Source organism: Candidatus Erwinia haradaeae, assembly GCF_900698855.1.
GTDB classification, from domain to species: domain Bacteria; phylum Pseudomonadota; class Gammaproteobacteria; order Enterobacterales; family Enterobacteriaceae; genus Erwinia_E; species Erwinia_E haradaeae_F.
Genome location: NZ_LR217698.1, coordinates 737,310 through 762,338, shown reverse-complemented (window position 1 = coordinate 762,338; position 25,029 = coordinate 737,310). Strand labels below are relative to the sequence as shown.

The window sequence follows — 25,029 nt, the reverse complement described above, 5'->3', positions numbered from 1 at the left end:
ATCTGGATAATGATCGTATCATATTGCGATGATAATTAAAATATTTATTATTATATTCATTTCTAATTCTCTTACTATTTAAGGACTAGTAAGCATGCTGACTATTTATCACTCTAATGATTTAGAGATGTTGAAAAATTTGGTTTGTAGTAAAATAGAAAATACACCTCTTTCAAACCCATTGTGCCCTGAAGTATTTTTGATACAAAGCGTTCAGATAAGAGAATGGCTAAAAATAAAATTATCTGAAGAACTTGGTATAGCTGCTAATATTGATTTTTTTTTACCGTCTGCTTTTATGTGGGATATGTTTGCGCGTGTGTTTCCTTTTTTTACTCGAGACAGTACGTTTAATCAATTTAATATACGTTGGAAGTTAAGGGCTCTTTTCCCTACAATTTTGCTACACGAATCTTTTAGTATGATCGGTCAGTATCTAAGTAACGATCAAGAATATCGTAAGTTATTTCAATTAACAGAGCGTATTGCTCAATTATTTGAACAGTATTCCATTCATAAACCTGAGTGGTTAAATGCATGGGAAAATGGAGAAATAATAGAGAACGAGTTAGGAATCCATCAGGCATGGCAATCTAAATTATGGATGGAATTAGTAAAATATACCAAGAAGTTAGGAGAGTCCATTTGGCATAGGGCAAGTTTATATCAATATTTTATCTCTACATTACAGCAGGCATTATTAAAGATTCCTAATCTTCCTAGCCGTATTTTTATTTTTGGTTTCTCATCTTTACCGGCTGAGTATTTAGAGGCTTTAGGTAAGCACACTAATATTTATCTTATGTGTGTTAACCCTTGTCGTTACTATTGGGGTGAGATTCAGGAATATCAATTTTTTAAGAAACTTAAAAATTCTGTTTCATTGTGTTATAAAAAGAAAAACTCGATAGAACAATTGCATGGTCGTGATGATATTAATTTATCATTTTCTGAGATTAGGAAAAGAAAAGAAATTAATCCTCTTTTAGCTTCGTGGGGTCAATGGGGGAGACAATATTTTGTTTTATTAGAAAAAACTGAATCATATCAAGTATCTGATTTTGTAGATATTTCAACTACTAGTTTGATAAATATTCTTAAAAGAGATTTGTTAGAACGAGAGGATCATTCTGTTATTGGTTTTAATAGAAATCAGTTTAACCATAGTCATACAAAGCGTATATTAAGCATAGATGATAGATCAATAGAAATTCATCTATGTCATAGTGCAAAACGTGAAGTTGAAGTTTTGCGAGATCAGTTACTAAATATGATGGAGAAGGATTCAACGCTCAGTGTTCGTGATATTATTGTAATGGTTTCTGATATCAATATTTACGCGCCATTTATTGAATCTGTTTTTGGTGATGTGTCTTCGGATGGTTTTATTCCATTTACCATTTCTGATTCTAGAGTGACTACTCAGCCCAATTTAATTTTTCAAACTTTTATAACATTGCTTATTTTGCTAGATAGTCGTTTTACTTCTGAAGAGGTTCTTTCTCTGTTGGAGGTTCCTGTAATTGCTAGTCGTTTTTCTATAAATTCTGAGGGTTTATCTATACTTCGTAAGTGGGTAGTAAAATCGGGAGTAAGATGGGGGTTAGATGATGAGGTTTTTTATGAGATTGATCTTCCTGTCGTTAGTCAGCATACTTGGCGTTATGGTTTAAGTCGTATGTTTCTTGGCCACGCAATGGATAGCCAAGGGGGTTTATGGGAGGGAGTTTTGCCTTTTGATGAGTGTCGTGGGTTAATGCCTGAAGTAATAGGTAATTTTGCTGAATTTGTAATGAAATTAACATATTGGAAAAAGTGGCTTAGTCAGCCATTAGAGTTATCTAGTTGGTTACTTTTTTATCGTCAGATCATGGACGATTTTTTTCTTAGAGATAGCGATAATGAAACTGAGTTAGAATTAATTGAACAAACATGGAATAAAATTGTTAATTACGGCATTGATTCTTTGTATCAACAAGAGATTCCTTTATCACGTTTAAGAGAAGAGTTGGAATTAGAGTGGAACTCTCAAAAAAAAAGTAATTATTCTATAGGTTCGGCAATTAATTTTTGTAGTTTTACTTCTATGGGATCCATTCCTATAAAAGTAGTATGCCTTTTAGGAATGAATGATGGTGTCTATCCGCGTCTTACATCTCCATGTAGTTTTGATTTAATGCAAAAAAATGTACAAACAGAGTATCTTGATTCTTCTAGAGAAGATCACTATTCATTTCTTGAGATTTTATGTTCAGTTCAGGAAAAATTATACATTAGTTATATTTTTCGATCTATAGAGGATGATACTGTATGTTATCCATCAATTTTAGTTAATGAGTTAATAGACTATATTAGTCAAAGCTTTTGCTTGCCTGAATATCGAGATAAAGATATTGAGAGTAGTTCTAAGGCTGTAGTACAACATCTTCAATATTCACATAATCGTATGTTGTTTCCCACAGAGAATTTTACTTCTCAATCAAAATTTTATAATATTGATTCTGAGTACTTACCTTCTTTTAGTGCTGAAAATATGAAGAATTCATCTTTTATACAGAGCTCACTAAGAGAAAATAAAATAAATATTAGTTTGAATCATTTTTTAAATTTTTGGACTCATCCTGTTCGATCATTTTTTCAATCTCGTCTTGGTGTGTATTTTCAGATAGAAGAATGTATATTACCAGATACGGAATCATTTATACTGGATAGACTTAGTTGTTATCAGATGAATAGTCAGTTATTAGATCATCTTATTAATGATAAAAAAACTGACTTTCTTTATAAACAAGCACGCGCATCGGGTCTATTGCCTTATGGTTCATGGGGCGATCTTTTTTGGAGGGAACAAGAAGATAAAATGAGCGAGATAGCTACAAAAATTCAGTCTTATCGCACAAAATTAGAAAACAGAAACATATCTTTGATGATTGATGGTTTTGTTCTTACCGGTTCTTTAACTGAGATTCAAGTTAATGGGTTATTACGTTGGTCTCCCAGTATGCTTCGTTTATCACATGGTTTAAAGTTATGGTTAGAGCACTTAGTGTATTGTGCTACTGGAGGTACTGGTTTCAGCCTGATGTTTGGATGTAATAATAGTCTATGGCATTTTCTTCCAGTATCCATAGATGATGCGTACAAGCATCTATTAGATTATATTAATGGTTATCGACTAGGTATGCGTAGTCCCTTATTGCTTACCTTTTCTGGAGGAAAATGGTTACAAGCATGTTTTGATCAGAAAATGGGTATTATTAACAATAATGATCTGTCTCAAAAAAAAGCATATAGAAAGTTATTACAATGTTGGGAAGGAAATAGCCAGACAGATGGAGAAAGAAATGATGTTTATTTACAGAGATTACTACCTTGTTTAAACAAAGATAGTATTAAGTTAATAACAGATCAGGCAGAGCTCTGGTACACATCTGTATTGCGATATAATCAAGTATAACCAAGAAAGGTTTTAGTTTATTACAATAATTAAGGATATCTTACGTATTATTTGTCTTAAATATATTAGCATTTAAGAAGATGTATATTTTCTTAGAAGATAAAACAAGAGATGCTAATTATAGATAGATCGATGTTAGATAACATGTTACTCTTGAAAGAGTTCTATAAAGAACAATATATTCTTATATATGTTAAAAAATTATCATAAAGGGTAATGTATTTAAAATAGATTGCTTTTAATTAAGTATATCAGATTCTTTTTTTGGATGTGTTTTAATGTCTCTATTTTAGTAGAATGCCATTGGGTTACATATTGTTGTTAGTATAGAGATTATTGTTAATAATAGATTTTAAAAATCTTTATTTATTGCCTAATTTTGGTAGATTAGGTTCATAATGATATCTAATTTTAGTCATGAATATTTTCTTTAAAATGTAGTGATATATGAGCAAGTGGATAAAGCAGTCCTATGTTAAGGTAAATCGATTTTTAGTCAGATATAATCAGAACATATAGAAAATGAACATTTATAGTAAGGGAAAGGAAGAGCAACTTGGGTTTTATATCCTAGATATAGATGTCTTAGATGATTGATTGATAGAGTTTATGGCTCAATAATTAGTTTTTTTGATTATCTATAATAGATTTTATATTAAAATAAATTAGTTTTGGATAACTCTTTGAGGAGTGATCTAAAATAGATAGGATTTAATCCTAGTAGATAGAACATAGTCATGTATGTTTTAACTTCTATTATTGTAAAAAGATTTTGCAAGAAAGACTTAGTCTTTCTACAGAAAGAGTCACTTGATTGGCCAGGATATGTATAAAATATTAAATTATGTACTGTTTTGTTTTATAAAAAATAGAAATCTTCTTTTAACACAAGGCTTCTATTTCCTATATTAAATTTAAATAATTTGATTTATTTTCGATGATTGAAGATACTATTCTCGTATCATTTGTAATGAATGAGTTACTGGTCGTTACATATATTTTCTTTGTAGATTTGATGACTATTCTTTATTTTTTATACTGATAGTTTTCCGGTATGTTAGAGATTGTCACTATCATTGATAGTAATATATAATCTAGATTTGTTATTATTAAAAGAATAATATACGAAGAAGAACTGAATCGATGTGCAAAGAACTATTGAAGGCAGTGGTAAGTGAATTGGAAATTAGAACTATATAAAACTGGTTGATATTTTTATCTTTATATATTATAGATTTTTTTTCGTAGTTCTTTATGGTTAAAAATATTATTATTTATTGAATATTTATTAGTATTAATAGGTTATGTCTTTTAACATAGGAGATAGAAAATAAATTAATTTTACTTAAATTATATTTTGTTATCGAGACGATTGATTTAGAAAAAAATATTGAATGTTCTAAGCTTGTCTTATATTTTTGAGATGACTAGATCTCTAATATGATGATTTATTAGTATATTAATAATTATGTATAATCAGTATATTATAATTAAATAGATCAGAGAAAATATTTCTGGTTAGCTCTATGAGAAAGATATGCATTAATATTTTATTTTTAATTGAGTTAATAATAAGATAACTTATTTCATACTGTTATAACGTTTCTCTGAATTAAGAGTATGTTTCTAACAATTAAATATGTTGACTGATATTCTTTTGGTTATGTAATAACATGGGGGTTGATAGTATCATATACAATATAGTGAATTATAATTCAATGCCTTAAATACTCATCTGTATTAGAATTTCTATATTATAAGTTCTATATGGATTATTTAATTATTTAAAATAAAATTTATTTTTCTATTTTCCAAGATCTTAGATAAAATTATGTTATAATGATAAAATAAATTACTATTCATTTTATTTTGTAAAAATTCTAGTAATTTTTAATATAATAAATTATTGTTCTTTTTTCTTTTTATAGTTATGGTTTAGTTAATGTTATTTAATTTAGACAAGAATAAGGTAATGTATAGTGTTATAAAGTTTTGATTGATAATAAGTGAGTAAATAGAGAAATTTATTTTTTTTTAATTGTCTTAGGTTAAAGACTGAACAATCTTTTTATTAAAAAATATTATAAGTTTAATACGTATCGATTATGTATGTAATTTTGTTACATATGAGTTATTTTGACATCACATCTTTATTGTATGTATACAATATTTTACTTTTTAGATTATTTCTATAGTGTTTTAATATAAAAATTTTTATTGAAATTTATAAATAAATTGCAATTACTGAAAGATAGGAATTTCGAAAGATCGGTTTAGACCTGGTTTATTTTTTTATAAAATTTTGCTAATTTAAAGAAAGAATTAGATAGTATATCTACTAATATAATACACTCTTTATTCAAAAAGATATAAAATTGAATAATATAATTAGTTAAATTAATTAATTTATATGTGGGATTAGAATGTATTCCAATATAGGTATGTTATCTATAAAAAATGTAATATCACCTTCTCTAATTGTAAAACATGATATTATCTATCTATCGTCGTATAGAATAATCATGAATGCATATACTAAGTTTGCCATGTATTTAATGAACAAACAAGTAATGTGAAATTACTAATTTACTTTTTATTAAGATGAGATTTAAGATAAAACATTTTTTTAACTGCGCGTTATATGTCAATATATTAAGTTATTTATTTTATGTACACACATACAGAAATGTTATTTTTAATGACTGAGGCTAAGTTGTGATTGAGAAGCTGCGTAATATTGCTATTATTGCTCATGTTGACCATGGAAAAACTACCTTGGTTGATAAATTACTGTTACAATCTGGTACTTTTGATGAGCGAACTGAAATCACTGAACGTATAATGGACTCTAACACTCTAGAGAAAGAGCGTGGAATTACTATACTTGCAAAAAATACTGCCATTCAATGGCATGGACATCATATCAATATTGTAGATACTCCTGGTCATGCTGATTTTGGTGGTGAAGTAGAGCGTGTGATGTCGATGGTTGACTCTGTTCTTCTTGTGGTGGATGCTATAGATGGACCTATGCCTCAAACGCGTTTTGTAACTAAAAAATCTTTTGAATATGGTTTAAGACCAATTGTTGTTATTAATAAAGTAGATCGTCCAGGTTCTAGACCAGATTGGGTCGTAGATCAAATTTTTGATTTGTTTGTGAATCTTGATGCAAACGATGATCAACTTGATTTTCCTATAATTTATACTTCTGCTTTAAATGGTACATCATCTTTAGATCATAAGAATATGACAGACGACATGACTCCATTATATACAGCCATTATTAATCACGCTTCTCCTCCAAAGGTAGAAATAAACGCACCATTTCAAATGCAGATTTCTCAGTTGGATTATAATCATTATGTTGGACTCATTGGTATCGGACGTATTAAGCGTGGTCAAGTTAAACCAAATCAGTTAGTTAGTATAATTAATAGTAAAGGTCAAGTTCGTAATAGTAAAGTCAATAAAGTTTTTACTCACTTAGGTTTAGAACGTATCGAAGCGACTCACGCTGAAGCTGGTGATATAATTGCAATTAGTGGGCTTGGTGTATTACATATTTCTGATACTCTTTGTGATCCACAAAACCCAGATCCATTACCTACTCTTAATGTTGATAAACCTACTGTGAGTATGTATTTTAACGTGAATACATCGCCGTTTTCTGGTAAAGAAGGGAAGTTTGTTACTTCACGTCAGATCTTAAATCGTCTAAATAAAGAGTTGCTCTATAATGTAGCATTAAGAGTCGAAGAAACCGAAGATTCTGATGTATTTCTAGTATCTGGTCGTGGTGAGTTGCATTTATCTATATTAATTGAAACTATGCGTCGTGAAGGTTTTGAACTTGCTGTTTCCCGTCCTAAAGTGATTCTGTGTGAAATGGATGGTCGCATGACAGAACCATTTGAGTGTGTCACTGTGGATATCGAAGAATCAAGTCAAGGTGTTGTCATGCAAGCTATGGGTATGCGAAGGGGATCAGTAAAAAATATGTTATCTGATAGCAAGGGTCGAATTCGTCTTGATTATTTAATGCCATCTCGTGGTTTAATTGGTTTTCGAACTGAGTTTATGATGATTACTTCTGGTACAGGTAATTTGCATTCTACCTTTAGTCACTATGATGATATACTTCCTGGTAAAATAGGCCAACGGCAGAATGGTGTCTTAATTTCTAACGGAACAGGTAAAGCAGTTGCTTTTGCTTTGTTTAGTCTACAGGATCGCGGTAAGCTTTTTCTTGGTCATGGTTCTGAGGTGTATGAAGGTCAAGTGATTGGTTTGCATTCGCGTTTAAATGATCTTACGGTGAACTGCTTAACTGGTAAAAAACTTACAAATATGCGTGCCTCTGGTACTGATGAAGCATCTATATTAGTTCCTCCTATTCACATGACTTTAGAGAAAGCACTTGAATTTATTGATGACGATGAATTAGTAGAAGTAACTCCTCAGTCCGTGCGTATTCGGAAACGTTATTTAACTGAAAATGCTCGTAAACAAGCTAATCGACGCTTGATAGATTCTTAATTTTTTATCATATTTCAGTTTATGTTATTTGATAGAGACAATAGTCTAATGTTGTTTTGGATCACGCTTTTATCATATTGAGATAACCAGTAAAGTATCTAATCTTTATCTAGATTTTTTATTGATATGATTTTAGATTGTCATTCATTAATAATTTTATTAATTTTAATCTTGTAGTATCGTAGATTATTAGTATGTATGGTTACGTCACTAGTGTTTAACAATTCGTATTATAGTTTATAGATATAGATATAAAATTTGTAGTGATTTTTTTTGAGTTTTAGTTTTAATATTATTTATTAACTTGATCATTATCATTTTATATATTCTTTTTTCAAAAAGAATTTTAGAGATTGTTAGAAATTATATTTAGAATTTTTAAGATTTTAAATGAATTAGTTAGGGAGATGGTTTATATATAAAATATGAAAATTTTTTATTAACTTGATAATCGATAAGGTATATGGACTGTTTTATTTTTTTATTAGTTGAGTGTAGAGATTTTATTTTTTATCAATTTATCTTAGTATTAAGATAGAAATATACGTGCCTTAGTTTTTATATTACTTGACAATAGATATTTTACTATCGTAAAATAAAATAATGTTATTGATGGTTAAGTTTAATGCACGTTGCATCAGGAGAAGATCTAATTATGTCTAATAATTTTCTTAAATAGCATGAAGAGATAAGATTAGAAGTTTAGTATAATGTGTTTAGAAGATATTAGATCATATCAAAAATGTAATAGTTTTGTTTAATTAAATGGATCTTGTAGTTTGATTAGATCCTGTCAATTCTTTCTTTATTTATTTACTAGATATATTAGTTTTTTTAGTTAATATTGCTTATTTATTTAGATAAATTTTTTTAGTCTTGTTTATTTAGTTTTTTTCCATAAGTCATTACTTATTATTTTAATAAAATATTGTATATACAATATGTAAGAGATATATGCATAATCGAATTTAATAGTTCATGTTATAGATTTTATATTTTATTTAAAAAGGAATGTCGTCTTCAAAATTAATAAGTGGATCATTATCTTGAATGATGTTTTTGTGTTTTATTTTTTGTGGTAGAGAATTAGACAACTTATTTAAATCATTAGATAAGTTAATTTCGTGTTCATTTTGGTTTTTTTCTTCCCATTCAGTTCTTTTTCCGGGGTTAGATTGGGATCGACCTCCTAGCATATGCATAGTTCCTCCTACATGATTCACTATTATTTCGGTAGTGTATTTTTCTATTCCGGACTGATCTGTCCATTTACGAGTCTGTAAGCTTCCTTCAATATATATTTGAGAGCCTTTGCGTAGATATTCAGACGCTACTTCAGCAATTTTCCCGAATAATACGACGCGATGCCATTCAGTCTTTTCTTTTGTTTCTCCGGTTTGCTTGTCGCGCCAGCTATCAGATGTTGCTACAGTAATATTCGCTACAGCGCTTCCATTAGGAATGTAGCGAATTTCTGGATCTTGCCCTAGATATCCGATTAAAATAACTTTATTTATTCCTTTACTGGCCATATCATATCTCCAAATCATAATGTTATTTTACTAAAACTAAATATTACCATAGTTGGTACCTAACATCTATATTTATTAAATATGAAGGTAATGTATTTCTAATTAATTATTGATTTTATACAAAATTTTCATATATTGAAAAGAGGGATATGAATTTATTTTCAATATTTTTAATATTTTAATTTAAGTATAATTTTACGTTTTGATATTGGTGTTGCCTTCTTCTTTAAAAGAATAGAACTTTTCATTGTTATAAAAATCAAAGAATTTTTTATTTAGTAAGAGATTATGGTGTGTTAGATGTCACTAGTATTCATTTTTTTATTTATATTCTTACATTGCCTTCTATATATTATCTAAGATATCTTTTATATTATAGTCTACAGTTGTTTAGTCTGCTACATAATCATTATATATATAGATTTCTATAGTCAATAATTTTTATAGATTGGTAATAGTGTCTTTCTTTATAGGTTTATAAGTTTGAAAAATTTTATTGTGTCTTTGGTTAAAAATTATTAAAAATTTGAATTGGAAAGGATTTCGTGGATTAAGTTATAATAAATTATAACTGAGTTATTACTATATGTAATCTTTTCGCTTAAAATACTTATCAACTCTCAATATTGCTCATTTTGAATTTTCTTATAATGATTTTTTCTGATGTTTATTGTAAGTATTACCTATTGTAAGATATTTACTTGCTTATTCTTTAAGATCTTTCGAATGTACGAATGATATGCTAATAATTTTAAATATTAATTTAATGTGATTTTTTATTGAATTTAGTATTAAGATTTTATTTAAATATCCTTTCTGTTTAGAAGAAAGTTCTTTTTGTATACTGATGTGCATATTCTAGTAAGTGTTGCGTTGTATTGAGATATGTGTATCAATTATTAATTATTTTTAGGAAAAGAATAGGTTGATTATTTTATATCAATTTTCATATAATCAGTGTATTTATAATTCTTATAATTTAAGAGTTTTGTTATATTTACTATTCGTTATAGTAATGGACTAAAGAAGTAAAATAGTCTCTCTATAATCCGTTTCCAATAAGCCCGTTGTGACCAGAGTAGCGCATCAACTAGACGTGATTGAGAGATATATTCATTTTGTATACGTGATAACTCTCTACCACATTTATCATCATCAATTACTAGAGTAATTTCAAAATTAAGCAATAGACTACGCATATCAAGATTTACGGTACCAATCAAGCTAAGTTGGCCATCTACAAGAATGCTTTTGCTATGTAATAACCCCCCCTCAAACTGATAGATTTTTACCCCAGATTCAAGTAGCTCACTAAAAAATGCTCTGCTTGCCCATCGAACTAGAATGGAGTCATTATGGCGTGGAACAACAATCTTTACATCTACGCCACGATAAGATGCAGTGCAAATTGCATGTAGTAAATTATCGCTAGGCACTAAGTATGGAGTAGTAATGATTAGCGTTTTTTTTGAAGAATAGATTACAGTTAATAGAGACTGATGAATTATTTCTTTTGGAAAGCCCGGGCCTGAAGCAATAACTAAAATGGTATGATCATTTGTTTTCTTCAATGGAAGTGTAGTATGATTTAGAACAGAAGGGGGGGGGATGTGTTTACCTGTTTCAATTTCCCAGTCTCCTGAATAAATAATGCCCATAACTGTTGCAATCGGACCTTCGATTCGGGCCATAAGATCCACCCATTGACCAACTCCGGATTCTTGTTTAAAAAAAAGAGGGTCTACTAAGTTCATACTCCCAGTATAGGCGATATGGTTATCAATTAACACAACTTTGCGATGTTGACGTATATCCATTCGTCGGAGAAAAATACGAAGAAGACTAACTGGAAGCGCTTCTACTACATCTATACCAGCATTACGCATCAGATTAGGCCAATCCGTACGGAAAAATTCTACGCTTCCAGCAGAGTCTAGTAATAGACGGCAATGAACACCTCGGCGTGAGGCTGCCATAAGCGCTTTTGCAACATCGTCAGCTAGTCCACCAGGCTGCCAGATATAAAATACCATTTCAATATTATTGAGTGCTAGTTGAATATCTTGTACTACGTTTTTCAGTGTAGAATTGCTAGTTGTTAAGAGCTCAAATTGGTTTCCTTTTACGCCGGCTATTCCTTGACGTTTTTCACAAAGTTGAAACAATGGTTGAGCGATATCACTGTTTTGTTTATCATAAAAATCTTGATGAGATTTTAAATTTCTTAACCATATAGAGGTGGATAGCCATATAGTTCGAGCTCGTTTAGTACGGAGTTTTCCTAAATATAGTTCTCCTAGTGAAAGATAGGCAATAATTCCTAGAAGAGGAAGGATATAAATAATTAGAAGCCACGCCATAGCGAAAGGTACAGAGCGTCGTTTAATTAAAACTCGTAATGTTACGCCGGCAATCAATAGCCAGTAACTAAATATTAGTAGCCAGTTTGTTATAGTATAAAAGGTAATCATGAAATATGCAGTTTCGTTCACAGGTCTGTGTTAGCTTTATTAAAGCATCAGAACTCGTGATATAGTGACTTTTATCATGCTAATTTTGTTTTTTAACATTAATATTGTCATTAGTCATGGTAATATAATTTGATTTTAATGTAGATAGTTTTTTTCGAATCTCTATTTTCTGACTAATGATTAGATAAATGGTTATGATTAAATTTACATAATTTATTTTTTGAAATATCAATTTTATTGACTATAAGAATATATACTGGATATAAAATATATTTTTTCTGGAACTTTTTGTGCATCTTTGAATCAGGATTTATTTGATCTAGTTTAATGTAAAATATACATTATTTTATGCTGTATTTTATTTTCATGTGGATAATCTAGTTATATGTAGCGAATATTTGTATCTTTATATTAAGAGTTAGTATGATTTTATTTTATTCTCCTCTTGTTTTTATGATTGTATTTTTATGTAGTTCCCTATAATTAACACGTTGGTTTGTATATCTTTCATAAAACATAGATATTTTTGATTAAAATGCATATTTTCGATTTTTCTAACACTTTAGATTTTTTTTTCATCGTAGATAATACCAGATAGATTAATTATTTTTTTATTGTATCTTAACCATAGTTTATAGCTAAAGAAAGATTTTTTATCTTATATATATTGAAAAATTGATCATGGTAATGTATTCTATTTTAGAATTTCTCATCACTTTAATTAAAATAAGATATTTCATTGATTTTTAAATCAGTCTGATTAAGCGTACAGATTTAAATGTAATAAATATTATTACTTCAGAGTTGTCCTTTAATCTAAAAAGAGGGTAGTAAATGAGGGTATGTAACTGCAATAATTTTCTCAATAGTTCGAAACTGAATTATTTTTAGATTTTATTTTTCATACTTTTTTACGAAAGTATTATTTATATGATATAATCATCCTATGATTAGCGATTTTAGTTCTAGTTATATCAATAATACTTAGTTTTTGTAGTGGTCAGATAATTATACCATATGATATATTAGGTCTAGGTTTATTGATATAGTTATTCTATTTAATAATAGAATTTTTGATTAAATTTTGATTTAGTTAGACCACTTTAGTTTATGATACTCTTCTGTCTATGTTGGTTTGGTTTATTGACAGAGTCGAAATCATAAAATTACAGAATTAATTAAGCTCATCAGATTATAATATGAGTAAATTAAGTTAACTTGTTTTTAAGAAGTAGTTTCTAGTATTGTTATTTCTTTTTCTTAGAGTTTTCTCCAAGAATAGCAGTTGTTTTTAGAGTAATGTATTTATAAACATCATAAGAAAGGCATCATTATTTAGGGTTAAACCCTGTTGATATTAAATATATGATTTGTTTTATTTTAAAAATAAAGAGTAGCGTCTCTATTTTCTGTAGATAGGATTACAGAGAGTAATCAAATTTTTCTGATTGATGTGGGTTTATATGATTGATTATATTTGAGTGATAGAATAAAATTAATCATTTGGACAGATCAGTGACTTATAAAAAACGATAGTGTGATTAATTGGCCGCGTTTTAGTGACAAAACTAAATAAGTTTACTTACTTGCTAGACAAATAGATAAAAATTTTTTAATTTCGTTAATTGTATTAGTTAAGTATACGCTTTTAACTTAATTATAGGTTATTTTATATTTGTTTTCTTTTAAAATGTGTTGTTATGATAAATAATCAAGATTTGATTGATGTTTAATAAGTTTTTAGTATTAATTTAGAATAATATAAGTGATAGGTCTACATTTATCGAGATGTAGAGAAGATAACTTATATAACTATGATTATAATGCGAACTCTTATTAAGATCTGAGTTGTTATCCAGATAATACATCTATGATACTTAAATATATATTTTATACTTAAATATATACTTACAATAATTGTTGTAAGAGTAAATTCTCTGAACATCTATAATTGAATATATTAGAATTCAATTGAGTTTATTTTTAACCTATTAGTTAGAGATAGTTGATCTAAGCTTTTTCAGAGCGAGCTTGGTTTAGTAATTTTTTTCATAGAGATAGGAAAAAAGATTACCTAATTGGTTAACTAAAACTAATGTTAAGTAGTATAATTTTCTGAGCATTTTTTAATATCTCCCTAGAAAAGCGCTTAGAGATGTTATTAATTAGGAATTAATAGAATATATTTACTAAGTTATTAATTGTGTAAGTTTATGTAACATATTATGATTTAGGGATTAATGTATTTTCTTTTATATATAACATAATAAAAGAGTTAATTTCATATTTATAATCTATAATTGTTAAGGAGAGCCTATCGAAATGTCATCAATTAATTATTAAAATTTTAATAATAATTATTATTGAATAATTTTAATACACTCTTACATTATATTTAATAAATTTTAATATTTTTAATATTTTTTATTGAAAATTGCTTTCTTTTTAGTTTTTAGATCTATATAATAGGACATTAGGATTTTATAAACAATAAAGAAATAAAATATAATAATGAAGAGATAGTTTGTATTTTTTTGGAAAAAAAATCATAATATTTTTATGTATTGAAGACTGTTAGTATGTCAATGGGAGAGCTTTTAGCGTACCTACAATGTTAATTTGAGAATTCGGTCAGGTCTGGAAGGAAGCAGCCGTAACAAATAATACATGTGTTGGAATACAGCTAATGCAGCTCTCCCACCTATTTTTTTAGGAAATGATTAGATCATTTTATATTTGATTGATATATTAAAGTGATATGGATAACTTTGTAGTCTGAATAATAACAAGTAACATTTCTATGTTATTCTTTAGGCAAAAATAGTTTTCTTATATGGTCAGTCTCTACATAAGAATCAGAGTGTATAATATATTTTCTTTTGTTTAAGAAAAAAGCTAGATATATCTAATTTTTCATTTTTTCTATTTTTTAAGTAAAATTTAGATATTTTATTTGTATAAAAATTGATTTTAATCACATCTTTATGTTAACCTAATGAAGGTGATTTATATTGAAATCTATTTTTAATTCATACTGTATCTAGATGATCATCGATAATGTAAAGGTTAAAATACTGATTACGTTTTGTTTAAATAGATAGATTATATTTTTTTCGAGGTATAATTTTCTGTTTTATTATTTTTGATTTTTTAACGCTAATATAAATACAGTATGTGAGGTTAATTAGTATTTGCATTTTGTCTGCATTAGTTTTATTTTTTTTATTTGATTCACATATTGGTATTTCTTAAATTTTCTAATTCTCTTAGAAGAGAATGGTTATTACCACTATTTTTATATCCATGCATCTTAATAAGAACTATTTTGTCATTATATCTAGATAACTACCATAATGTTGTAGTTGGTTAATTATATACCATAATTTTCTAGTTTTCTTTGACTAACTCTGGATTGTTTCGCTTCTTCGTCAAATTTATGAATGTCTATAACTTCTAATTTTTCTTTTAAGAACTGATAGTGATATTTTTTAGCAAGGTCTAATCCAGTCTTCTCTAGACCTTGTTTTTTTAAAATATGAAGTAAACGGGAAGAATAGGTTAAACCTGGATTATCAAATGATTTTTGTAGATTCTGGCATGTCTTTTGGTAAAGAGGTTTTTTACTAGAGTTATCTAAAATTTTTGCTATTAGAATTAGGTCTTGAAGAAGTCTATTTCCTACCTGAGAAAGAAAATAGGGCTTATTATTATGACCCATATGGACTTTTTGTCCCATTTTACGTCCTTCAGTGCTTACTAAATTCCAGTTCTTTCGTGCATAATCTAACTCAGTATTATTTAATTCAGGAGAGTCTGCTAGGGAGCACCAAATAAGAAAAAGATCAAGAAAGCGTATTTGTTCATCTGTAATTCCAATTGGTGAGAATGGATTAATATCTAATGATCGTACTTCAACATATTCAATCCCTCGGTATTTCAGTGCGTCAGACGAAACTTCATTTAGATTTGTAAGACATTTAGGGCGTATAGGTATATATAATTCGTCTTCAATTTGTAGTATATTAGTATTGAGTTGTAACCAATTGCCTTGTTGATCCTTGATTCCTATTGCCGAAAACTCTTCTGAAGGCGTTTGAGTTGCCGTTTTAATATTAAAAATATAATCTTTCAGGTTGTTAAATGTGATAGCTAGTTGTTTGTTATTGCGATTAGTATAACCAATCTCACTAATTCGTAGCGAAGTTGCATATGGAAGTGAAAGCATGTCTGGATGGTTATATTCAAATGGTAATTTAAGATGTTTGTCTTGAATTAAAGAAGGGGGTATAGCTGGTGAAGAACCAAAAAGATAAGGAATTATCCATCCTAGTCTATAGTAGTTTCGTATTAAACTTAAGTAACCAATAGATATTATTTCTTTTTCATTGTTTGTTGTATTAATATTTTTCCAGAGGCGCCAAAAAGATAAAGGTAATGAAAAATTATAATGTATTCCTGAAATCATTTGTATTAATGCACCATATCGATTTTTAAGTCCTTGTCGATACTGGGTTTTCATTTGTCCAAGATGTGATGATCCGTATTGTGCAAGTTTTATACTTGAGTTAGGACATATTCGGCATGGCATGCTGATAGGCCACATCATTTCGTTTTCTAGTTGAGACGAGACATAACGATGAATATCACGTAGAAATTGTAGTAAATGATTAATATCTTGATCAACTGGTGTAATGAATTCTAATAATGCTTCTGCAAAATCTGTAGTGATCCAGTTATGTGTTAAAGGAGATCCAAAGTTTTTTGGATGGTCAGTGGTTGCAAGGTATCCATCAGGTTTAATACGTAGGGTCTCTCGTTCAATTCCTCGACTGATTCCCTTAAATACATAAGGATGAGCATTTAGCCAAGATAAAGCTTGTGACAGATCTGGAATCAAATGTGCCTCCAACTTAAAGATAATATGTGCATTAAAGAATTATATAGATCATTGTACCTATTGAAGGTGAATGAATCCATGATAGTATTCTATATTTCGTAGATCCATGGTATGGATGTATCTAAATATTTATATTGATATTAGAGTGCAATCATTATTAGTCTTAGTGTGTGCGTTATGAAAATATATTATAAAGTTGACAATGTTTAGAATTCTCCTTAAATCAGATACAAGGATTGGGGCTGATCTTTTATTGGTTTCTTTGAGTTAAGTAATTTAAGAGTATTGCAAGATTAGATTATTAAATCTATGAGAATATGTTTTTGTTGTGATCTAATGATATTTCTACATGATCTATATTTTTTTGACTCCATTTTATTACTTTAAAAAAATAATCTATTAGGAAAGTCAATTGGTTATTTTATTTTGATAATTAGATTAATTGTATATTAATGTGTGATTTAGATTTTAAAAATATTAAAAACAGCTGAGGACTTATAATCATCTCTATAATTAAAGGTAATTATACCTCTATTTCTGGAATTTTTTGGTCTTACTGATCTAGATAATCAACTTAATTAAGATCCTTTATTATGGTTAACAGAATCAATGTCTAAGAGAGATTGAAGTTTGAGGATAAGAAGTATTTTAATATTATGTTATAGACATTTTAATGAATTTATTTCTTGCATGAATTGTTTTATTTTCAGAAGTTAATAGAATCTTCAAAAATAATAAATCATCGAGTTCTTTATAATCGATATTACTTGAGGATTTAGTTTCTTGTATTAACAGAAATTAGTTAGTATAATATAATTATATTTACTAAATTTTGATAAAAATTATTATTTTACGTAAGAGTGCATTGTTTAGAAAAATTAGTTATTATTATATGGTCATTTTGATAGAATTCGAACATTGAAATATTGAGATATTATTGTAAAATAGAAAAGTAAAATACTTAATAAACCATATGTATTATTTTATTAGTACAGAGAGTGTCATGTCATTATATTTTTACTGTTATATTATTATAAGTCAGGATACATCCATTGTTTCTAACAATGATATATCATAAAATTTTGTATAAGCAGGATAATAAATATTTATGTATAAGGAGAAGGACTAACTTTAGTATTTGTATTTAGATTTATGGGTTATTGCATTAAGATTATTATTTAACTAGGAAAGAAATTTTTGTGATTGTGTTTAAATTAAAACGAAATAAGCATCAAGAGCATTTTGCAATGCTACCAAAAATTTCGCAGTCTGTGATGGATTTTATTACATTATTTTCTCCGGTTGACTTTCGTAAAACTTTATTGGAACGGATTTTTCAGGCTACAAGACGAGTTTGTATCGTGGCTTTATATTTAGAGAATGATGAGGGTGGTCAATCGATTTTTTCTGCACTTTATAAAGTTAAAAAACAGAAACCTAATTTAGATGTTAGCGTAGTAGTTGATTGGCATCGTGCTCAGCGTTGTCGTATCGGTAGTACTTGTAGTTTTACTAATGCTGATTGGTATTATGAGATAGCCAGTCAAAATCCTAATATCTCTATTCCTATTTATGGAATTCCTGTTAACACCCGAGAAGCTCTGGGTATTTTGCATTTAAAAGGGTTAGTTATCGACGATACTGTTTTATATACAGGTGCGAACTTTAATAACATTTATTTACATCAGAATAATCAATATAGATATGATCGTTATCATATTATTGGAAATCGATTGCTAGCTGATACAATGTTTAATTGGATCAGTGTTAATTTATTAAAATCTAAAGCTACGCAGAGATTAGATCAATGTTATCGTCCTCGTAGCTCACAGATTAAAAATGCAACAAGAAAATTACGTCATGATTTAAGAAGATGTCATTATCAATATTTGGGAAATATCATGAGTAATAAGCTATCGGTTACTCCACTTCTTGGGTTGGGTAGGCGTAGTTTATTAAATAAAACTATTTATTATCTTATTGTTTCTGTTAAAAGTCATCTTATTATTTGCACTCCTTATTTTAATCTTCCGTCTATTTTAGTACGAAATATCATCTATATTTTACGTCATGGCAGAAAAGTTGAGATTATTGTTGGAGATAAAACTGCGAATGATTTTTATATTCCTGAAAGTCAACCATTTCAGATTATTGGGATCCTACCTTATTTATATGAGATTAATTTACGCCGATTTTTAAGTCGTTTACAAAATTATATTTATAGAGGACAACTAACAATACGTATTTGGAAAGATGGTAATAATAGTTATCACCTTAAAGGATTATGGGTAGATGATACATGGATGATGATTACTGGAAATAACTTTAATCCGCGTGCGTGGTCTCTAGATTTAGAAAATGCAATATTAATTCACGACCCGCTACAGCAACTTGCAGATCAACGTTTCCGTGAATTAAATATAATTCGTCAAAATACTAAATTTATATATCATGCTAATGATTTAGAGAATATTGTTGATTATCCAGATAAAGCACGAAGATTAATTCTTGGGGTTCACCGTATGCAGATAGATCGACTGCTTCGACGTATTTTATAGGCATTGATAGTTGTTGGGGGTAGTGCTTTAATAATATTAATTAATAGAGGATTCTTTGATTGAGGAGAAATTATCTCTGTAATGTACATTTAAATTAAATAGTAAATAATTATAATTAGTTTTTTTATTTTTATTTTTTTTGTAAAAAAAGAATATGAGTTTATATGATATTAAAATTATAGATAAACTTAGGTTTTTTAAAAAATAGATCTAATATTGTTTTTTTATTTTTTTTTGAAATAAGTATTACATAGATATTGTTATGTTATATTGAGAATAATTTAATATGTATATCATATTTCTTGAGATAGTTAATCAATATAGTTTCTTTTATTGATTATGAAACGTACTTCGAATAAAAATATGATGTTCAGTTATAGAATTTAGGGTTAAGATGAAATGAGTGGTATTACAAAATTATAGTATGGTTATATTATAACTATTTACTAATAGTGAGATGTTTAATTTTTAGATTTCTATGGTTTTAGAATTAGATTGATTTTAGATGAAAAAATAATAGATAGTTTGATACTCGAGTATTGACAAATAGTGAGTAAAAAGTCTTGTGTATTTGATGTAATTTTAAAGAAGAAGTCTACAAAGAGATGATATTTTATAGAAAATTCTCAATAATTTTATCAGTTGTATAGTAACTAATTTATATAAGAATCTTTATAAGATATATTTTACTCTGAACTAGAGAATGATAAATATATAGTAATATTCTAACTAGGTAATCAAAGAAAATAAATATTTTCCATTATATAGTGATATGCAAAAGAGCAAGCATGCTCGTACTGTGCGGTTATTTACATAATTGGTAATCCTTAACTTATGAATAATGCTTACTATATCTATATAAATCAAAATTAGTAATTAGATTTTAATATAAGGTTAATATCAATATACGATTAATTTGATTATATATTGGGGAACGACTTCTTCTTAATAATTCTACTGAATTACTGAGATAGGTCTAATAATTAATTACACATCGCTTTACAATATCATTGTCCTAATATATTTAATATGAATATATACATTATATTAGGCTGTTTAATGATGGTATACACTTATGATTATTGTGTAGATTCTAATCACATTAAAAGTTGGAGAGAATTTAAATATCTATTTAATTATATGATTACAGATAAGTTATATATCATTAATATTTTAATTACATAATATTAAAATAATATTTTTTAGTTATTAGGGTGGGTCAAGAAAGAGATAAGCAGTAAGAGGAACAATTTATTGTGTTATTTCATATTGTATAATATTTATATTTTATTTTTCATTTTTTTATTTAGTAAGATCTTGTATAGATTGATGTTTTGTTAAATAAATTTGTTTCTGATTATAAGATCAGGGTTTTATATCTTCTAATCATAGGGTATTCATGGAATATTATTATGATTTTAAAATCATAAGCATTAATGAATATAAGTAGAATCAGTATCTTTTATGTGTGTCAATAATAAAATTATTCGATGTAATTCGATACGGATCACGTATTGTAAAATAAAGTATGTTTGATAGTAGATATTAAGATGTAAAGAGAATCAGTAAGTATCTTATTATCCGTTAAGTTATGTTAGTTTTAATAAAATTTAAGCTTGTCCTTCATTTATATAATATAGTAACTTAATGTGGTGTCATATTATATCCTAATAAGGATAATGCCATTGTTTCTATCATTACGTTATTTGAGATGTGTTTATCAATACAATACTTATTTTAAGAATCGAGCATTTTATATTACTAAAATTTGGATCTATTTAGTAGATGTTAGGTGTTTTTATAAAAAATGATATTCTACTATTGATTTTAAAATATCAGTTCATTGTCATTATATTCTATAATTTTCTAAACAGATTAATTAAGTGAAGTTTGGTGTTTTCTAATTAATTACAAGTATTTGTAGATTATGGTTCTGTTTTAGAAAAAGATAAAATTATTTTTTTAAAGTATTAACTTAAAGTTAATATAGTCATATATGTATTGTTAATTATTTTGATTGAATAAATAAAAAACTTGTTTTCTAGGATTTATTTCAAAGGAGTGTGAATATGAAGGTAGTATCTTTTTTGATATTAATGTGTAATATGTGTATGTTACAAGGGTGTTCAGCTGCATTAGTTACAAGCACTGCAATAGCAGCTCAGGTTGTTACTGATCCACGAACTGTAGGTACTCAAGTAGATGATCAAATTTTAGAATATCGAGTGACTAAGGCGTTGCGTAAAGACCAAAAGATACACAAAATGACACATATTTCAGCTACTTCTTATAAGGGGATGGTGCTACTAACTGGTCAAGCTCTTGATAATCAGTTGGTTCAGCATGCCCAAGAGATTGCTATGAGTATTAAAGGTACTACTTCAGTGTACAACGCAATTCGTATAAAAAAAAATGTAAGCTTGGGCACAGCTTCGTTTGATGCTTGGATTAGTACTAAAGTGCGTTCACAATTTTTGAGTAATAAAAAGGTGAAGTTTTCACACGTTAAAGTTCATACTGAATCTAGTGAAGTATTTTTGTTAGGCTTGGTCACCAAAGAGGAGGCAAAAATATTAGTAGATATTGCTGAGCATGTACACGGTGTGCAGCATGTTGCTACAATATTTACTATTGTACATTAATTCACGATGTTATGGTATTTTGGTTCTTATCTATATTAATTAGATTATTCTAAAAGTTAGGAGATATCGCTATGTTATTTATATTGCATGATATTGAATATTTAATAACATTATTAATATCTTCTAATATTTTTTTATATAAATTTATTAATAGATTATTTTAATTAATCTCACTATTTTTAACAGAACGCACTGTCTTTAAGAAAGAAATAGCTTTTATTTAAGAAGTTATAATTATATTTATAAGGTCGATATATCTTAATAAGATAGATAGTTGATTCTATTTAATGGGGTAAATCAAATTATTAATTATCTTTTTAAGAGAGATATGTAAACTTTTTAAGATTATGAAGTATGTCAGAATTAATTGATTATGTAAATATAGAAATATAGATGAGCGTATATTTTTCCATGAGTTTTATCTTAGTGAAATAACATAAGTGTTATTAATAGTGATTGTTATGTATTTTAAAGGTTATAATTTTGATGTTATGATATAAATATCTAATATTACGTTTAACTTTGGATTATTGTCAGGATTCTATTATAGCTATTTTATTAATATTTTATTTTTTTAAGTTTTTTGATTATTTTGTTTTTTTAATTATAAATAAATGTGATTGGTTATTACGTTTTCATTAATTATTACTTAATAATTGTAGGAATTCTTGTCGGGTTTGTTGATTAGATTTGAATAGTCCTCCTAAAGAGGTTGTTGTAGTTGTGGTTGTGTTATCACGAACGCCGCGTGCTTTAACACAATAATGTCTTGCTTGAATTGATACTGCTACATTACAGGTATTTAGAAGTATTTGTAATGCAACCAGGATTTGCTGAATTAATCTCTCTTGTAGCTGAGGTCGAGAGGAAAAAAAATGTACAATACGATTAATTTTAGATAATCCAATAACTGTATTTTTTGGGATATAAGCTATAGTAGCTTGACCATCAATCATCATGAAATGATGCTCGCATGTGCTAGTTAAGGAAATATTACGTATAATAACTATTTCATCAATTTTCATGTTACTGTTAAATAATGTAATTTTAGGAAAATTGGCGTAGTCTAGGCCGAAAAAGATTTCATCTACATACATGTTAGCTATGCGCTGTGGTGTTTCCATTAAACTATGGTCTTGTATATCAAGTCTCATAACTTCTAGAATTTTCGTTATATAATTAGAAATTAATGTCTTACAAGCATGTTTATCTATGTTAGAATGTGATTCTTTTAATGGGGCTTCCAAATTGAGTTCTACTAAGGCGTCATGCACGAGCTTGGCTTCTGAGCTTATTATCGACATCTATTATTTTCTCCGGAAGTGATTTAGTTTCTTGTTAATAAAGCATGCTAATCAGATTTTCTCTAATAGGAAATAGATGTGTGTTAGTTATTTAACTTAGAGAAGTTAAAGTTTCATATGTGAATTTAAAAAAATAATTAATATTATATAATCCATGCGTGTATCGGTATTGTTTTTATTTATTTATATCATAAAATCTATGTAAATAAGAATTTTGGCTAAAGCTAGTTTTATTGTATAAAATTATTATATCTGATTAGGTTTTTACACTTATAAGCATTAGGAGATATAGATTAAGCATTAGGAGATGTAGATATTTAATTTTTCTATAAAAATGAGATTATTATAGCATGAATTGAGGATATTCAATTATTTTATGAAGTGTTTAATAATTCTTATAAAGAATTTTCCCATATTGATAGAATAGCATGATTGTTATTTAATCGAGAGTATATTATATGGATATCAAAAATAAATCGCGAATTTATTGGGCATGCCATCGTGGTATGAGAGAACTTGATTTATTGATTATTCCTTTTTTTCAGTATGATTTTGATTCTTTGAGTAAAAATGATCAGAAGATATTTTTTCGTTTATTGCAGAGTAATGATCCAGATTTATTAAATTGGTTAATGCGTTATGAAGTACCGGAAGATACTGATCTACAAAGAATAGTATCCATAATTCAACAGAGAAATCAAATGCGTGAGTTTGTTATACGGTAAATGATATTTGAGTAATATTATCGTTTTGTTTTTACAGAAGTATATATTTATTGATTTTTAATTAGAGATATTTTTTAAGATTAGTATGGAATAAATGCATTAGTGTGTTCTATCTTAGAAGATAATCTACTAAGAATGGTCTGTTATAGTTTAATGATTGTGTTTATGAGAAACTTATAAAATAAGTTTATTGTTTATGACAATGACGCACTATAGATCACATCGCATTTTTAAGTGCTAAAATTTTATTTTGTTATGTGTGTGATATTGATTTTTATAATGGAATATTTTGTATAAACTATTTTTTTAATATTTTAATATTATTTTATATAGTAAAGTACTAAAATTTTTTAGTAATTATACTCATCTAGTAATTTTTATAATTAAAAATGATAAATTTCTTATATGATTAGATTAGAACATTTGGAGAATTTAACTCTGTTCTTATTTGATAAGAAATTATATAAGATTAAGATGATATATATGTATTAGAGATTATAGATCTATTATAGAAGAAGATTTCATTGGTAAATCTATTGATTGCACTCAAAACATATTATTTTAGTATGATTCACAGTAAAGTTAATTCAATTATAATATTATCTATTACTTTCTGGATTACAAGTACTCAATGAATAGATTGAATGGTCTCTATAAGACTAATTTTATTCATCGTTCTAGTGAGCTGTAATATTTATCATATATATCATTTTTATATAATGAATGGATATTGTTTAATTGATTAATTTTTGATTATATATTTATCATACCGTATTCAGCTCTTAAAGAGCTGAATACGGTTAGTTATGTAAGTAATTTATAGTGAATCCTTCTACTATTATGTTTAATATTTTCATCATATACTAAACTTTACATCAATTAAATTGAGAGTAGTCAGTGAAAA

The 25,029-nt window shown here is 27.4% G+C and carries 9 protein-coding genes and 1 other RNA gene; 6 read left to right on the top strand and 4 right to left on the bottom strand.

Going from position 1 to position 25,029, the window contains the following annotated elements; all coding sequences use genetic code 11:
* The first annotated feature begins 94 nt into the window (after nucleotides 1-94).
* A complete protein-coding gene (recC, locus tag HACICURT3053_RS02250) occupies nucleotides 95-3,457 on the top strand; it encodes an exodeoxyribonuclease V subunit gamma (protein WP_157992113.1) in 3,363 nt (1,120 codons plus the stop codon).
* Nucleotides 3,458-6,172: 2,715 nt separating this feature from the next.
* The gene (typA, locus tag HACICURT3053_RS02245; protein ID WP_157992112.1) at nucleotides 6,173-7,996 is read left to right on the top strand and encodes a translational GTPase TypA; all 1,824 of its coding nucleotides are present in this window, start codon (nucleotides 6,173-6,175) and stop codon (nucleotides 7,994-7,996) included.
* Nucleotides 7,997-8,997: 1,001 nt separating this feature from the next.
* Here the strand turns inward: typA and HACICURT3053_RS02240 are convergent.
* The gene (locus HACICURT3053_RS02240) at nucleotides 8,998-9,528 is read right to left on the bottom strand and encodes a single-stranded DNA-binding protein (protein ID WP_157992111.1); all 531 of its coding nucleotides are present in this window, start codon (nucleotides 9,526-9,528) and stop codon (nucleotides 8,998-9,000) included.
* A 1,007-nt stretch (nucleotides 9,529-10,535) separates the two neighbouring features.
* The gene (gene cls, locus HACICURT3053_RS02235) at nucleotides 10,536-11,999 is read right to left on the bottom strand and encodes a cardiolipin synthase (RefSeq protein WP_157992110.1); all 1,464 of its coding nucleotides are present in this window, start codon (nucleotides 11,997-11,999) and stop codon (nucleotides 10,536-10,538) included.
* Nucleotides 12,000-14,594: 2,595 nt separating this feature from the next.
* Here cls and ffs point away from each other — a divergent pair.
* Nucleotides 14,595-14,691, top strand: an RNA gene (gene ffs, locus HACICURT3053_RS02230) — signal recognition particle sRNA small type.
* 678 nt (nucleotides 14,692-15,369) lie between these two features.
* On the opposite strand, the gene gshA is transcribed toward ffs, so the two are convergent.
* The gene (gene gshA / locus HACICURT3053_RS02225) at nucleotides 15,370-16,896 is read right to left on the bottom strand and encodes a glutamate--cysteine ligase (protein WP_157992109.1); all 1,527 of its coding nucleotides are present in this window, start codon (nucleotides 16,894-16,896) and stop codon (nucleotides 15,370-15,372) included.
* A gap of 1,202 nt (nucleotides 16,897-18,098) precedes the next feature.
* On the opposite strand from gshA, the gene pssA reads away from it, so the two are divergent.
* Entirely contained in the window at nucleotides 18,099-19,454 is a 1,356-nt protein-coding gene (pssA, locus tag HACICURT3053_RS02220) for a CDP-diacylglycerol--serine O-phosphatidyltransferase (protein WP_157992312.1), read from the top strand.
* A gap of 2,069 nt (nucleotides 19,455-21,523) precedes the next feature.
* Entirely contained in the window at nucleotides 21,524-22,096 is a 573-nt protein-coding gene (dolP, locus tag HACICURT3053_RS02215) for a division/outer membrane stress-associated lipid-binding lipoprotein (protein WP_157992108.1), read from the top strand.
* Between the two features lie 638 nt (nucleotides 22,097-22,734).
* Here the strand turns inward: dolP and folE are convergent.
* On the bottom strand, nucleotides 22,735-23,400 hold the full coding sequence (gene folE / locus HACICURT3053_RS02210; protein ID WP_157992107.1) for a GTP cyclohydrolase I FolE: 666 nt from the start codon (nucleotides 23,398-23,400) through the stop codon (nucleotides 22,735-22,737).
* Nucleotides 23,401-23,858: 458 nt separating this feature from the next.
* On the opposite strand from folE, the gene sdhE reads away from it, so the two are divergent.
* Nucleotides 23,859-24,125: an FAD assembly factor SdhE gene (gene sdhE, locus HACICURT3053_RS02205; RefSeq protein ID WP_157992106.1), complete on the top strand. Its 267-nt coding sequence runs from the start codon at nucleotides 23,859-23,861 to the stop codon at nucleotides 24,123-24,125.
* The last annotated feature ends 904 nt before the right edge of the window (nucleotides 24,126-25,029 follow it).